Source organism: Streptomyces sp. SID13726, assembly GCF_010548375.1.
Classification (GTDB): Bacteria; Actinomycetota; Actinomycetes; order Streptomycetales; family Streptomycetaceae; genus Streptomyces.
Map to the genome: position 1 here is coordinate 590,851 of NZ_JAAGLY010000002.1, position 14,232 is coordinate 605,082.

The 14,232-nt window shown below is 72.3% G+C and carries 10 protein-coding genes and 1 pseudogene; 3 read left to right on the forward strand and 8 right to left on the reverse strand.

Annotated elements, in window-relative coordinates; translation table 11 throughout:
- Window positions 1-90: 90 nt before the first annotated feature.
- From G3I78_RS06635 to G3I78_RS06645, 3 genes are all read right to left on the reverse strand, one after another.
- Complete coding sequence (locus G3I78_RS06635; RefSeq protein WP_164421841.1) at window positions 91-681, reverse strand: TetR/AcrR family transcriptional regulator; 591 nt, start codon at window positions 679-681, stop codon at window positions 91-93.
- Between the two features lie 82 nt (window positions 682-763).
- The gene (locus tag G3I78_RS06640; RefSeq protein ID WP_164421842.1) at window positions 764-1,429 is read right to left on the reverse strand and encodes an SDR family NAD(P)-dependent oxidoreductase; all 666 of its coding nucleotides are present in this window, start codon (window positions 1,427-1,429) and stop codon (window positions 764-766) included.
- 621 nt (window positions 1,430-2,050) lie between these two features.
- The gene (locus G3I78_RS06645) at window positions 2,051-3,058 is read right to left on the reverse strand and encodes a LacI family DNA-binding transcriptional regulator (RefSeq protein WP_164421843.1); all 1,008 of its coding nucleotides are present in this window, start codon (window positions 3,056-3,058) and stop codon (window positions 2,051-2,053) included.
- A 121-nt stretch (window positions 3,059-3,179) separates the two neighbouring features.
- On the opposite strand from G3I78_RS06645, the gene G3I78_RS06650 reads away from it, so the two are divergent.
- Both G3I78_RS06650 and G3I78_RS06655 read left to right on the forward strand, forming a co-directional pair.
- Window positions 3,180-3,956: an alpha/beta fold hydrolase gene (locus tag G3I78_RS06650; protein WP_164421844.1), complete on the forward strand. Its 777-nt coding sequence runs from the start codon at window positions 3,180-3,182 to the stop codon at window positions 3,954-3,956.
- Entirely contained in the window at window positions 3,953-6,586 is a 2,634-nt protein-coding gene (locus G3I78_RS06655; protein WP_164421845.1) for an alpha-L-rhamnosidase, read from the forward strand. Before G3I78_RS06650 ends, G3I78_RS06655 begins: the two co-directional genes overlap by 4 nt.
- A gap of 345 nt (window positions 6,587-6,931) precedes the next feature.
- Here G3I78_RS06655 and G3I78_RS06660 read toward each other — a convergent pair whose 3' ends face one another.
- Together G3I78_RS06660 and G3I78_RS06665 are read right to left on the reverse strand one after the other, a co-directional pair.
- A complete protein-coding gene (locus G3I78_RS06660; protein ID WP_164421846.1) occupies window positions 6,932-7,897 on the reverse strand; it encodes an alpha/beta hydrolase in 966 nt (321 codons plus the stop codon).
- Window positions 7,898-7,976: 79 nt separating this feature from the next.
- Window positions 7,977-9,401 (reverse strand): MFS transporter, encoded by a 1,425-nt coding sequence (locus tag G3I78_RS06665; protein WP_239157640.1) that lies wholly within the window; start codon window positions 9,399-9,401, stop codon window positions 7,977-7,979.
- 219 nt (window positions 9,402-9,620) lie between these two features.
- On the opposite strand from G3I78_RS06665, the gene G3I78_RS06670 reads away from it, so the two are divergent.
- The gene (locus G3I78_RS06670; RefSeq protein ID WP_343243662.1) at window positions 9,621-10,622 is read left to right on the forward strand and encodes a LacI family DNA-binding transcriptional regulator; all 1,002 of its coding nucleotides are present in this window, start codon (window positions 9,621-9,623) and stop codon (window positions 10,620-10,622) included.
- Between the two features lie 31 nt (window positions 10,623-10,653).
- Here G3I78_RS06670 and G3I78_RS06675 read toward each other — a convergent pair whose 3' ends face one another.
- The 3 genes and pseudogenes from G3I78_RS06675 to G3I78_RS06685 all read right to left on the reverse strand — a co-directional run bounded on the left by G3I78_RS06675 (window position 10,654) and on the right by G3I78_RS06685 (window position 14,227).
- A complete protein-coding gene (locus G3I78_RS06675) occupies window positions 10,654-11,661 on the reverse strand; it encodes an ATP-binding cassette domain-containing protein (protein WP_203614657.1) in 1,008 nt (335 codons plus the stop codon).
- A 125-nt stretch (window positions 11,662-11,786) separates the two neighbouring features.
- A pseudogene (locus G3I78_RS51740) lies at window positions 11,787-13,289 on the reverse strand (ATP-binding cassette domain-containing protein); the annotation flags it as partial.
- Window positions 13,286-14,227, reverse strand: coding sequence for an ABC transporter permease (locus tag G3I78_RS06685; protein WP_164421850.1), 942 nt, complete (start codon window positions 14,225-14,227; stop codon window positions 13,286-13,288). The gene G3I78_RS06685 and the pseudogene G3I78_RS51740, both read right to left, overlap by 4 nt.
- Between the last annotated feature and the right edge of the window lie 5 nt (window positions 14,228-14,232).

Here is a 14,232-nt window from a genome sequence, read left to right on the forward strand (position 1 = left end):
CCCGTCCGAGGTACTGGACGGGGGCGTCCCGGCGTGCTGGACGAGCGTCTCGGCGGTCACGCGTCAGTGGGTCATGGCGGTGTCAACAGGTCACGGCGCGTATCCGCGCAGGACGAAGGCGATCGTGTCGTCCAGGCTCCGCTCGATCCGGTCGGCGGGGATCGCGCCGCCCACCACCAGCGCGGCGAAGCCCTGGAGGGTCGCGGTGAGCGGCAGGGTGACGCTGTCGAGGGGGTCCGCGCGCACCTCGCCCCGCCGCTGTCCCTCCTCGACCAGTTCGGCCGTCAGGTTCCCCAACCGCTGTCTGGCCTCGGCGAGTTCCGCGGAGGTGCTGGGGGCGTACTTGAACTCGTACATCAGGTCGTGCAGGGCCGCGTTGGCGGTCGCGAAGCCGAGGTAGGCGCGCATGACGGCGGCCATCCGGTCGCCGAAGGAGTCACCGGCCCGCTCCAGCGCTCCGCCCAGTTCCACCGTCAGACGGTCGAACCCCTCCAGCGCCAGCGCGTCCAGGAGTGCCTGCTTCCCCTTGAAGTGCCGGCTCGGCGCGGCCGGACTGACACCGGCCTCCCGGGCCAGCTCCCGCAGTGACACCGCCCCCGGCCCGTTCTCGCGCAGCGTCTGCTCGGCGAGGGTGAGCAGTGCGGCGCGGAGGTCTCCGTGGTGGTAAGGGCGGGTCTTCATGCAGGTGACCCTACCTCCATGTGGGCGTCGAACACATTGTGAGCGCTGCACACATCCGAGGCCGGGCCCGGACTCCGAGCGCTCAGTCGGGCAGCGGCTCCGCGAAGTGGCGGAAGCCCGCACGCTCCCGGTGGATGTCGTAGAGGCGCCGGGCCAGGGCGTCGGGGCTGCTGTGCTCGGCGTCGGGCCGGATGGCACCCGGCACGATCAGTTGGGCCACGTGGATGTTCTCCGGGGCGAGCGCGTCGTGGAGCATCCGGGCGTACGCGCTCTCGCCGGCGAAGGCGATGGAGGTACCGGCCCGTTCGGGGTGCGGGCGGGCGCCGGTGCCGCCGTTGACGAACAGCAGGGTGCCGCGGCCGAGTTCACGCATGCCGGGCAGGACGGCCCGCACGGCGGTGACCGGGCCCTTGACCGAGAAGGCGAGCGGGTCGTCGAGGTCGGCGGCGCCGGTGTCGAGGACCGGCTTCATGAAGTCGGCGCGGGGCGCGGGGCTGTACTGAAGGATCTCGACGGGCCCGAGCGACGAACCGGCCGCGGACAGGGCGGAGTCCAGGGACTCGGTGTCGAGCACGTCGGCGGTGAAGGCGCGGGCCTCGACGCCGTCGCGGGCCAGTTCGGCCGTCAGGCGGTCCAGCTTCCCCGCGTCCCGGGCGATGAGGGCGACGGTGTGGCCGGCGGTGCCGAAGCGACGGGCGGTGGCGAGCCCGAGTCCGGGGCCGGCGCCGATGAGGGCGAAGGTGGTCACGAGTGGTCCTTGGGGCGGGGAGGGCGGGCGGTCTGGCTGCGGGTACGGCGACCGTGGTTACCCGTGCCCGCAGGTGTCAGGGTGTCAGCACGGTGTTGATCGCGCGACGCCGCGGGGCTCCGGAGCGCCCGGGCCGGGGCATGGGTTCCGGCCGATCCCGGTGATCGGGACCGGTGCAGCGGACGGGGAGCCGTCCGACCCATTCGCGCCCGCACCTGAACTGCGGTCTCCGACCAGACCGACGGCCCGGACCGCCGCACCCGAACAACACAGTCCTCCCCACCTGGCACACGCCCACTTGCCCGCCCACGCGTCGCCTGCACTCCAGTCCTGGCTCACCGGTCCGCCACACCCGATCCGCAGCCCCCACCACCCGGCACACACCTACTCACCCGCCTACGCGTCGCCTGCACTCCGGCCCCACCTCACCGAACCCCTGTACCCGAACACGCAGCCCCCACCACCCGGCATACGCCCACTCACCCGCCCTCACGTCGCCTGCACTCCGGCCCCACCTCACCGAACCCCCGTACCCGAACACGCAACCCTCACCACCCCACACACGCCCACTCACCCGCCCTCGACCAGGCGTCGCCCACAATCCGGTCCCGGCTCACCGGCTCACGCGGATTCCCGCACCCGCACCCGCAAAGGGTCCTGGAGCGGGTCCGCGGTCACCTCCCTCCGGTCCAGCGTCTCGACGAGGCGGCGGGCCATGTTGCGGGCGATGGCGTCGGTGTCACGGACGATCGTGGTGAGGGGTGGCTGGGAGAGGGCGGCGTAGGAGATGTCGTCGACGCCGATGACGGCGAGGTCGTCGGGTGCGCGCAGGCCGAGGTGGGCGAGGCCGGCCAGGACGGCGAGGGCGACGTCGTCGTTGAAGGCGCAGACGCCGGTGACCGGCGCGTCGACGGCGAGCCAGCCCCGTACCGCTTCGGCGGCGTCGCGTGCGTCGAGAGGGACGGTCCGCACCTCCGGCTCCGGGAGGCCCAGTTCGGCGCAGACCTTGCGGACGCCGTCCAGGCGCGGCCGGACCAGGGCGTCGAGCCTGCCCAGGTCGGGGGCGGCGTATCCCAGTCGGTGGTGGGACGCGGCGAGGTAGCGCGCCTGAGCCGCGCCGATCGGTTCCTCGGACACCAGGGGGCCGCGGGGTTCGCCCCGGAAGTCGCCGTAGACCGCCATGACGACCTCGACGCCCGCCGTGCGCATGGCCTCCGCCTCGGACTCGGGGAACTCGTCGAGGGCCAAGACGGCGGCCGGGGTCATCGCCTTCCAGATCTCCCGCAGCGGACGCGCGGGGAGGCCCGACGAGTGCACGAGGAAGGTGAGTTCGTGCTCGGCGAGGGCGTTGGTGAGCTGTTGGATGAGGCGTCCGAGGACGTGTTCGATGGGCCAGTCCGGGAGCAGGCCGAGCACGATGTCGGAACGTCCGATCCGGAGTGTCCGCGCGGCGGCCGAGGGGGCGTAGCCGAGCCGGGCCGCCGCCTCCCACACCCGCTGCCGGGTGGCCTCGGTGATGCGCTGGTGCGGGGTGTCGTTGAGGACGTAGCTGACCGTGGCACGGGAGACTCCGGCCTCGCGCGCCACGTCCGCGCTGGTCGCGCGTCTGCGGCCGGGCGTCCCGGTCATGCGCCCCCTCCCTCCGGCCCGGCTCTTGTCAAAGCCCACGAGTGCGGCTAACTTACCCGCTCAGTCAGCATACACGTTTAAGTGGCGCGATTAAGTAACTCTCTGTAAGGAAGGCGGCCGCGTGATTCGCCACCACGATTTCCAGCACAACGGCCTTACGCTTCGCTCCACGGTGCACATCCCCGACGGCGCGGACGCGACCCGATGGCCGACCGCGGTGTTCGTCCACGGCTTCACCTCGAACCGGCTCGAACTCCCCTCCTTCGTCGGCATGTCCCGGCTGCTGGAGGCGAACGGGATCGCCTCGGTCCGGTTCGACCTCTCGGGCCACGGCGAGAGCGACGGCGACTTCTTCGACGTCACCATCGCCGGGGAGATCACCGAGACCCGCGCGGTCCTGCGGGCGGTCCGGGAGTTCGGCTTCGTCGACCCCGACCGCGTGGGCCTGGTCGGGATGAGCATGGGGGGCGTGGTCGCCGGCATCGCCGCGGCCGAGGAGCCCTGGGTCGGCGCCCTGTGTCTGTGGTCACCGGCCGCGGTCGCGCCGTTCGAGATCGGCAGCGGCTATCTCAAGGGCCGTGAGCTGGCACCGGAGATCGCCGACAAGGGGTACGTCGACGCCGACGGCTACCGGATGAGCCCGGCGCTCGTCGCGGACATCGCCGGCCTCGACGTGTACGGGCGGTCCGCGCCGTACCGGGGCCCGGTCCACATCCTGCACGGCGACAAGGACGACATCGCTCCCCTCGCGTACGGTCGCCGGTACCTGGACCACTACGACGGCAACGCCGAGCTCCAGGCCGTCGAGGGCGCGGACCACGCCTGGGGTTCCGTGCCGCACCGCACCACCCTGCACCAGTCGACGCTGCGATTCCTCCGGAGGCACCTCCAGTCATGACGACGTCCAGCTCCGGGGTCCTGCGCGCGACGGACTCCACGACCGCCGTCACCGGGCTGCGCACCGGGGACGACTCCGGTCTCGTGGCCACGCCGTACCCCTCGCCCCGCCTGTCGTGGTCGCTGGCGAGCCACCGGCCGGGGGTCCTCCAGCACGCCTACGAGGTCCAGGTGGCCGCCGACCCCTCCTTCGAGGACGCGGTCTCCAGCGGTGAGGTCGCGTCCGGCCTGGTCGTCGACCACCCGTGGCCGGCCGAACCGCTGGCGAGTCGCGAGGTCCGGTACTGGCGGGTGCGGGTCCGCACCGACGCCGGCCGGACCCGCTGGAGCGAGCCCGCACGCGTGGAGGCCGCGCTGCTCACCGACGCGGACTGGACGGCCCGTCCGGTCCACCTGCCCAGTGACCGGGGGCGCCCAGGACCGGGCCCGGTGCCACTGCTGCGCCAGGAGTTCGACCTCCCGGCCGCACCGGTCTCCGCCCGGCTGTACGTCAGCTCGCTGGGCGTCCACCGCACCGCGATCAACGGCAGGCCCGTCTCCGAGGACCTGCTGGAACCCGGCTGGACCAGCTACCCCAACCGGCTCCTGTACGCCACCTACGACGTCACCGGCCTCCTCGCCGCCGGCCGCAACGCCCTGTCGGCGGCGGTCGGAGACGGCTGGTACCGCGGCCATCTCACCTGGCACAAGACCCGTGACGTCTACGGCGACACCTCGGCGCTCCTCGCCCAGCTGGAGGTCACCCTGGCCGACGGCAGCACCGTCACCGTCGCCACCGACGACAGCTGGCGCGGCGGACACGGCGCCCTGCTGACGGCCGACCTGTACGACGGCTGCGAGCTCGATCTCCGTCAGGAGCCCGGCGGTTGGCAGGAACCGGGCTTCGACGACCGCGGTTGGGAACGGGCCGTGCCCCTCGGCCTGCCCACCGGGCTCGTCCAGCGGGCCCACCCGCCCGTGCGGGTCGTACAGGTCCTGCGGCCCGAGCCGCGGACCCTGCCCGACGGCACGATCACCGTCGACGCCGGCGAGAACCTGACCGGCTGGCTCCGGCTGCGCGCGAGCGGCCCGCGGGGCGGCACGGTCACCGTCCGGCACGCCGAGGTGCTCGACGGCGACGGGCGGCTGCTGACCAGCATCCTGCGCGGCGCGCGGGCCACCGACGTGTACACGCTCGCCGGTGAAACGGCCGATCTGGAGCCGGAGTTCACCTTCCACGGCTTCCGGTACGCCGAGATCGAGGCGTCCCCGGGTGTCACCGTCGAGGCGGTCGAGGTCCGGGTCGTGGCGAGCGACCTGCGCCGCATCGGTACGTTCCGCTGCTCGGACGAACGGGTCAACTCCCTGTACGCCAACGTGGTCCGCTCCCAGCGCGGCAACTTCCTCGCCGTACCGACGGATTGTCCGCAGCGCGACGAACGGCTGGGCTGGACAGGTGACTTGATGGCCTTCGCGCCGACGGCGTGCGCGACCTTCGACAGCCGCTCCTTCCTCGACAGCTGGTTCACCGACCTCGCGGTCGAGCAACGGCCGGACGGCGCGGTCCCGATGGTGATTCCCGACGTGCCTCTCGGTGATCCGCCGCCGAGCGAGCTGCCGTTCGCCGGGACCGCGGCGGGCTGGGGCGACGCCGCCACCGTCGTGCCCACCGCCCTGTTCGACGCCTACGGGCACCGCGGACTGCTCAGCCGCCATTACGCGACGATGCGCGCGTGGGTCGAGTTCACCGCGGACCGTCTGGACGAGGACGGCACCTGGAGCGGCAACGCACAGCTCGGGGACTGGCTCGACCCGGCCGCACCGCCGGAGGACCCGGCCCGCGCGACCACCGACTCCGCCTATGTGGCCACCGCCTTCGTCGCGCACAGCGCACGGCTTCTGGCCGACACCGCCGACGAGTTGGGACTCTTCGAGGACGCCGAACGGTATGCGGCACTGCACCGTCGTACGGCCGAGGCCGCGTGGCGGAAGTGGGGCGAGCACGCCAGGACCACGCAGACCGGGTGCGCACTCGCCCTTGAGTTCGGTGTCGTACCGGAAGGAGAGCGCGCCGCTGTGGGCGAGGCCCTGGCCGCCCTGGTGCGGGCCAACGGCGGGCGGATCGCCACCGGTTTCCTCGGCACGCCGTTCGTGCTGCCCGCCCTCACCGGCACCGGGCACACGGCTGAGGCGTACCGGCTGCTGCTCAACACCGAGTGCCCCGGCTGGCTCTACCAGGTCGAGCGGGGCGCCACGACCATGTGGGAGCGGTGGGACGCGATCCGCCCCGACGGCACCATCGACACCGAGAAGGCCGGGACGATGCTGTCGTTCAACCACTACGCCTACGGTGCCGTCGCGGCCTGGCTGTACCGGTCCGTCGCGGGGCTGCGGCCCACCACGCCCGGTTACCGCACCTTCGAGGTCGCGCCCCGGCCGGGAGGCGGGCTCACCTCGGCGGAGGCGTCGATCGAGACGCCGTACGGCACGACGTCCGTCGCCTGGTCGCTGGACGGCTCGGCGCTGACGGTGGCCGTCTCGCTGCCGCCGGGCACCACCGGCAGCTTCCTGGCGCCCGAGGGATGGCGGACCGAGACGGCGACGGGCCTGCTCGGCTCGGGCGACCACCGGCTGGTGCTGCGCTCCGCCTGACCGTCCTTCGTCCCGGCGGCGGCTCCTGTGAGCCGGTGCCCTCCGGACGCGGCCCGCCGTGACCTGAACCGCGGCGGGCCGCTCGTGTGCCGTCTCGCCTTCGGTGGCGGCATCGGCCGCCGGTGGGCCGCCGCCGCGCTGCGGGGAGTCGGTCGCGCGGCGGCGGCCCGGTGGTCCGGCAGCGGGACGGGGAGACCCGCTGCCGGACGGGGAGCGCGCGCTCCGGGTGAGTGGTCCGGAGCAACACGTCGGCTGTTACGGGCAGTTCGGCCGTTGCGGGCAGTGCACGGGTACGGGCGGGCCCACGAGTACGGTCAGTTCACGGGTACGGCGGGCGCCGGTCCGTCACTCGCCCAGGAGTCGGCGCAGCCAGCGCAGTCGGGCCGCACGGGCGTCCTGGGAGAGCGCGGCCTGCGGGACCATGCCGTCGAAGCCGTGGAACCCGCCGGGCCACACATGGAGTTCGGCGATCCCGCCCGCCTGCCAGATACGGCTCGCGTAGGCCACGTCCTCGTCCCGGAAGGTCTCCGCCGAACCGACGTCGATGTAGGCCGAGGGCAGCCCGGAGAGATCGTCGGCACGGGCCGGAGCGGCGTACGGCGACACGTCGGCGGTACCGCGGGCCTGCCCCAACAGGGCGTTCCAGCCTGTCTCGTTGGAGGTGCGGTCCCATACGCCCAGGCCCGCCATCTGATGGGCGGACGGGGTGTCGTTGCGGTCGTCGAGCATCGGGCACATCAGCACCTGCCCGATCGCCCGCGGGCCACCGCGGTCACGGGCCAGCAGCGCCACGGCGGCGGTGAGCCCGCCGCCCGCGCTGCCTCCCGCGAGGATGATGCGGTCCGGGTCGCCGCCGATCTCCTTGGCGTGCTCGGCGGTCCACAGGAGACCCGCGTAGCAGTCCTCCACCGGTGCCGGATGGGGGTGTTCGGGAGCGAGCCGGTACTCCACCGAGACCACGACCAGGCCGAGTTCCTCCGCCCAGTCGAGCGGGATGCCGAGCCGGCTGTTGCCCGCCACCATGCCGCCGCCGTGGATGTTGTAGAGGACCGGGCGAAGATCGGTCGTACCGGCGGGCCGGCAGATCACCAGCGGGACCTCCGGTGCGCCGGGCGGTCCCGGTACGGCCCGTTCCTCGACCTCGAAGTGACCGTCACGGGCCAGCTCTTCGTCGGTCGGAGGAGCGAACGGGCCGTCCGTCCGGCGTCCGGCCTCGATCATGTCGGGGGTGATGGTGGGCGGCAGCACCTCACCGATCGCCGCCAGCTCCACGGCGAGTTCGGGGTCGAAGGGCGGAGGCGTCAGGGGCATGGGGTTCCTCATGGCTGGTGCGGAGGCGGGTGCGGTGCGAGTGCAATGCGGGTGCGGTACGGGTCGATGGGGCAGGCGGTCACGCCGCTGGGGTTCCGGTGGCCTTGGAGGCGAAGGGGTTCGAGGTGTCGGCCTCCGCGGGCTCCTGGGCTCCGGGCCGGCCGACTTGCCTCCGCCGCGCCTCGGGAAGGTCGGTCTTCTCGTACCCGAGTGCCGAGGAGAGACCGGCCTCCTCGTGCCCGCCCGTCGAGAGCCCGGCTTCTTCCTGGACCCTCGGCAGCCGCGGCACCCAGGCCAGCCCGATGACCGCGGCGACCAGCGTGACCCCGAACAGCAGGCCGAAGAACAGCCGCGTGTGCCCGAGCGCGAGGGCGGGTGTGCCCAGCGCGGCCAGTCCGGCGACACCCCGGGTGAAGGCCATGGTCACACCGGTGGCGGTGGCCCTCAGCAGGGTCGGGAACAGTTCCTGGGACCAGATCTTGTAGACGGACTCCCCCGCGAACGCGTTGCCGAGCCCCGAGATGAGCATGGCGGCGACCAGGGCGAACCTCGTCGGCCCGACCAGCGCGGGCAGCGCCCAGGCGACGACGATCAGGGCCGAGCCCGTGGCGAACCAGCCGTGCCGTGCCGGTTTGTCGACGACCCGCATGAACACCAGCCCGGCGAGAAAGCCGACCGGCAGCCCGATCAGAGTGAGTCGGGAGAACTCCTCCACCTGTCCCCCGGCCAGGGCGGTCCACAGGAAGGTGCCGAACTGGCCCAGGGTGTTCGCGCCGAGGTTCCAGGTGGCGTAGTAGAGGCCGGTCGCGAGGAGGGCGTAGCCGGTCGGTGCCGTGAAGAGCTCGCGGAGCCGGGCGAGTTGGACGGTCCCGGTGTCGGCCTGCTGCCGTGCGTCGGCGGCTCGGCGGGCCGCCGTCCACTCGGCCGACTCGGGAAGGGTCAGACGCAGCAGGAGGACTACGACCGCCACGACCAGCAGATGCGCGAACAGGATCCTGCCCCCGGTCGTGCCCCGCACTCCCATGGAGGAGCTCAGCAGCAGGACGGCGACGATGCCGGCGAGCCAGAGCATGCCGGAGAAGACCACCATGGTGCCCTTCCTCCCGACCGGCGCCTCCTCGTTGACGAGCGCGAGCGAGACGGGCAGGTCCGCGCCGATGGCCACGCCGGTGGCGACGACACCGGCGTACAGCAGCACCGGGCCCGCGGCCACGAGGAGCAGCAGGACGCCGACGACGTAGAGCACGAGCGAGAACGTGAAGACCTTCCGGCGGCCGAACCGGTCACCGAGCCCGCCCCCGAACAGCGCCCCGACCGCGAACGCCAGCGTCTGCAACCCCAGCAGCGACCCGATCGTCCCGGCGCCGAGCTGGAGCGGACCGGCGTAATAACCGCCGATCGCGACCCCTGACGTCACCAGTGCTCCGGCGTCCAGGTAGGAGGCCATACCGGCCAGCACCGCCGTCTTCCACGGCCTTCCCGCAGGGCTCTCGACGTCAGTCATGGGTCCTCTTCGCTGAGTACCTGAGTACCGGTGATGGGGGGGTGTGGAGTACGGTCGCCCGGCCGCGATGCGACGGGGTGGGTGAGCGGGGGCGGGGCTCGGATCGACGAGCGCCTACTCGATTCACTTACGCGTGCCAGTTGAGTGATCTGGCAGGTAAGCTAACTGCGGCCGTGAGCTTTGACAAGAGGTGCGACCGAGGCGGGCGGGGTGACCGGGGTGTCCGATGGCAGGCGGGTGACCAGCGCGGATGTGGCCAAGGAGGCCGGTGTCTCCCGCGCGACGGTGAGCTACGTCCTCAATGACGTCCCCCATCAGAAGATCCCCGAGACGACCCGGCAGCGGGTGTGGGAGGCGGCGGCCCGGCTCGGGTACGCCCCCTCGGCCGCCGCGCGGGCCCTGCGGATCGGGCGTTCCGACATCGTGCTCGGCCTGCTGCCGGACTGGCCCATCGAGCACGTGCTCGGACGCCTCATCCAGCAGCTCACCAACGCCTTCGCCGAGCACGGACTCACGTTCGTGGTGCACTCGTCGGCCCATCCGGCGCGCCCGCTGCGGGAGATCTGGAAGGCGATGACCCCGGCCGCCGTCCTGGCGCTCCAGGAGTTCGCCGATCTGGAGGCCGAGGCGATGCGGGCCGCCGGCATCCAGGTCGTCATGGCGATGCACGGCTCGATCCGGGGCGAGTCCTGCCCTCCGCTGGTGTCCGAGCACCCCATCGGCGCCCTCCAGGCCCGTCATCTCGCCGAGGCCCGGCACCGCCGGATCGGCTACGCCTACCCCGACCTGCCAGGACTCGACAGCCTGGCCCAGCCGCGCCTGGACGGCGTCCGCAAGGTCTGTGCCGAGCTGGGCCTGCCGGAGCCCGCGGTGCGGACCGTACCGCTCGACGCCCAGGGCGCCGCCGAAGCCGTACGGGAATGGCTCGCCGCCGAGCCGTCGGTCACCGGTGTGTGCGCCTTCAACGACGACGTGGCCCTGGCCCTCCTCGCCGGCCTCAACCACCTCGGGCTGCGGGCCCCCGACGACCTCGCCGTCATCGGCGTCGACGACATCACCTACGCCGCCCTCGCCCAGCCGCCGCTCACCACGGTCCACCGCAACACCGACGTCATCGCCCGGAACATGGCCCGCCGGGTCGTCGACTCGCTCGAAGGACGGGAGTCCCCCGCGGAGCCCGTCCCGGACGAACTCGTGGTCCACGTCCGCGAATCCACCTGACCGGGCCCCGGGGAGACCCGGTGGCACCAGTTCACAGGGCGGCCGCCTCGGCTTCGGTACGTTGCCGACGCCGCCGTCGTTGCAGGACCGGGTCCGGGACGGGTGCGGCCGCCACCAGGCGCTGGGTGTAGGTGTGCCGCGGCCGGTCGCACACGTCGGTGCTGGGCCCTTCCTCGACGATGCGTCCCTGTTGCAGCACCAGGGTGCGGGCGGCGAACTCCTTGACGACGGCCAGGTCGTGGGTGATGAACAGGTAGGCGCAGCCCAGGGTCTGCTGGAGTTCCGAGAGGAGTTCGAGCGCTGCGGCCTGGGTGGTGACGTCGAGGGCGCTGGTCGGTTCGTCGCAGATGATGATCCGGGGCTGCCGGGCCACGGCCCGTGCGATCGCGATGCGCTGCCGCTGGCCTCCGCTGAACTGCGCCGGGTAGCGGTCGGCCGCGCCCTCCGGGAGGCCGACGCGCCTCAGCAGTCCGGCGACGTGCTCGTGGACCTCCTCGCGTGACCGGGTCGAGCCGGTGAGCAGGGGCTCGGCGAGGGTCCGGCCCACGGGGAGCGCCGGGTTGAGCGAGCCGTAGGGGTTCTGGAAGATCGCCTGGAGGTCGGTGGACAGCAGGCGCCGGGCCCGGCCGGTGAGGCGGGTGATGTCCCGTCCGTCGAGCAGTACGCGGCCGCCGCTGACCGGGGTCAGGCCGAGGACCGCCTTGCCGATGGTGGTCTTGCCCGAGCCGGACTCGCCCACGAGCGCGACCGTCTCGGCCTGTCCGACCTCGAACGACACGTTCTCGATGACCGTGGTCGCGGGCTTGCGGAAGCCGCGGCCCGGGTAGCGGACGGCGAGTTCGTCGAGCTGGAGTACGGGAGGCCCGTCGAGCGGGGGTACGGGGTGTGCGGTCACGCGATCCTGCCCTCGGTCCGGACGATGCTGGGGGTGCTCTCGATGAGCTTTCTCGTGTACGGGTGCTGCGGCCGGTAGAAGACGTCCTCGACCGAGCCCTCCTCCACGATCCGGCCCCGCTCCATGACGATCGCGCGGTCGCAGGTGTCGGCGACGACCCCGAGGTCGTGGGTGATCAGGACGATCGCCATGCCGCGTTCGTCGCGCAGGGTCCGCAGCAGGTCCAGGATGCCCGCCTGCACGGTGACGTCCAGGGCGGTGGTGGGTTCGTCGGCGATCAGGACCTTCGGTGAGCCGGCCAGGGCCATGGCGATGGCGATGCGCTGGAGCATGCCGCCGGACAGCTCGTGGGGGTGTCTGCGGGCCACGTCGTCCGGGTCGCGCAGATGGACGCTGGTCAGCAGCTCGCGGATGCGCTGCCGTACGGCTTCCTTGCCACCGGAGCCGGTGTCCGTGCCGATCCGCCGGATGACCTCGGCCAGCTGCGAGCCGACGGTGAAGTAGGGGTCGAGGGCCATCATGGGTTCCTGGGAGACCAGGGCGATCTCGCCGCCCCGGATGCGCCGCAGCTCCCGTTCGGGCAGTCCGCTGATGCGGGTGCCGCCCAGCCAGGCCGAGCCGCCGGTCACGGCTCCGCCGGGGGCGAGCAGGCCGAGCAGGGACAGTCCGGTCACCGTCTTTCCGCTGCCCGACTCCCCCACCAGGCCGAAGATCTCGCCGGGTCGCACGGTGAAGCTGATGGAGTCGACGACGGTACGTGGCTCCCGCGCGGTGGCGAAGGCGATCGAGTAGTCGCGTACGGCAAGCGCGGCGCCCTCGGGCGCGGTGTCGGACGTGTCGGTGGCGGCCACCACCGGAACCGGCCGCTGCGCACCGCCCCCGGTCGCCCTGCGCCGGTCCTCCTCCAGGTCGCGCAGTCCGTCGCCGAGCAGCCCGAAGGCGATGGACATCAGACCGATCAACCCGCCCGAGATCAGCAGGAGTCGGGGGTTCTGCTGCATGACCTGCGCCGCTTCTCCGACCATGCCGCCCCAGCTGGGGGCCGGTGCCGGGGTGGCCATGCCGAGGAAACCGAGGCCGGTCTGGATGGCGAGCGCGATCCCCGCGAACAGGCAGACCTGGACAAGTAGTTGGCCCACCAGACCCGGCAGGATGTGCCGGGCCATGATGCGCGTGGGGCCGAGCCCGGACACCTTGGCGGCGTCGACGAACAGCTCCTCGCGCAGGGCGATGCACGAACTGCGGATGATCCGGGCGAGGTTGGCCGAGGCGAAGAAGCCGATGGTGAGCATGGCGGCCACGTTGCTCTGGTGGAAGATCGCGAGGACGGCGAGCGTGACGATGATCGCGGGCACCGAGAGCAGGACGTCCAGTACGGCGACGATGACCCGGTCGGTCCAGCCGCGCAGATAGCCGGCCAGGATGCCGAGGGACATGCCGACGACCGCGTACACGAGGACGGCGAGTCCCACGCCGAGCAGGGTCGGGCGGCCGCCGTACAGCAGTCGGCTCAGTACGTCCCGGCCGAGGCTGTCGGTGCCCAGCGGGTGGCTGCCCGAGGGTCCGGCCTGCGCGTGCAGGAGGTCCTGCGCGAGGGGTGGGTGGGGTGCGAGGAACGGGGCGAGGATCACCGCGGCGCAGATCCCGGCGACCACGACGAACGCGGCGGCGGTGACGGGGCGGCGCCAGATCCCGGTGAAGGGACTGGTCCGCGCTCGCGCCCGTGCCCATGCCCGCGGCTGGGGCTTCGGGGGTGAGTCGACTGCGGTCATTGCGTACGCACCTTCGGGTTCAGGAGGCCGTAGAGGACGTCGACGAGAACGTTCACCACGATCACCATGACGGTGAAGGTGAGGGCGACGCCCTGCACGACCGGCAGGTCGTGCTGGTTGGTCGCGTCCACGACCGTGGTGCCGAGGCCAGGCAGGGTGAAGACGTTCTCGATGAGGATCGTGCCGGGGATGAAGGCGATCATCGTGAGGCCGATCGTGGTCACCACCGGCAGTCCGCAGCCGCGCAGGGCGTGCTTCCAGACGATGGACGCCGGGCTGACGCCCGACGCTCTGAGCGTTCTGACGTAGTCGAGGCCGAGGGTGGTGAGCATCGCGTCGCGGGTGACCTTGGCGATCATGGCGACACCGCCGATGGAGAGCGCGACCACGGGCAGTACCAGGCCGTTCGCCCACTGTCCGGGCGACTGGGCGAAGGGGGTGTAGCCGGTCGCCGGGAAGAGGGTGAGCTTCACGGCGAACAGGGCGACCAGCAGCAACGCGATCCAGAAGTTGGGCAGTGCGCCGCCGAGCAGGGACACGACGTCGACCACGCGCCGGCTGACCCGGCCGCGCGTCGCGCTGTACACGCCGAGCAGTACGCCGACGAGGCTCGCGAGGCCGGTCGCCCCGATCACCAACGCCAGGGTGACCGGCAGCCGTTGGCCGATCAGGCCGAGCACGGACTCGTCGGTGAACAGCGAGCTGCCGAGGTCACCGTGGAGGACACCGCGCAGATAGATCCAGTACTGCGTGACGATCGGCTCGTCGAGATGGAGTGCGGACCGCAGCGCGGCGTACTGCTCCGGGGTCGCGTTGAGGCCGAGCAGGGTCCGCGCCGGGTTGCCCGGCACGAACGACTCGAGAAGGAAGGTGATCGCCGAGACGACCAGCAGCAGCGGGACGGACAGCGCCAGCCTGCGGAGAAGGATCGGGAACATGGGTC

Coding starts and splice junctions, on each gene's coding strand:
- G3I78_RS06645 (WP_164421843.1), bottom strand. CDS start 3,058: ATGACCGGGACGCCCGGCCGCAGACGCGCGACCAGCGCGGACGTGGCG.
- G3I78_RS06655 (WP_164421845.1), top strand. CDS start 3,953: ATGACGACGTCCAGCTCCGGGGTCCTGCGCGCGACGGACTCCACGACC.
- G3I78_RS06685 (WP_164421850.1), bottom strand. CDS start 14,227: ATGTTCCCGATCCTTCTCCGCAGGCTGGCGCTGTCCGTCCCGCTGCTG.
- G3I78_RS06635 (WP_164421841.1), bottom strand. CDS start 681: ATGAAGACCCGCCCTTACCACCACGGAGACCTCCGCGCCGCACTGCTC.
- G3I78_RS06660 (WP_164421846.1), bottom strand. CDS start 7,897: ATGCCCCTGACGCCTCCGCCCTTCGACCCCGAACTCGCCGTGGAGCTG.
- G3I78_RS06665 (WP_239157640.1), bottom strand. CDS start 9,401: ATGACTGACGTCGAGAGCCCTGCGGGAAGGCCGTGGAAGACGGCGGTG.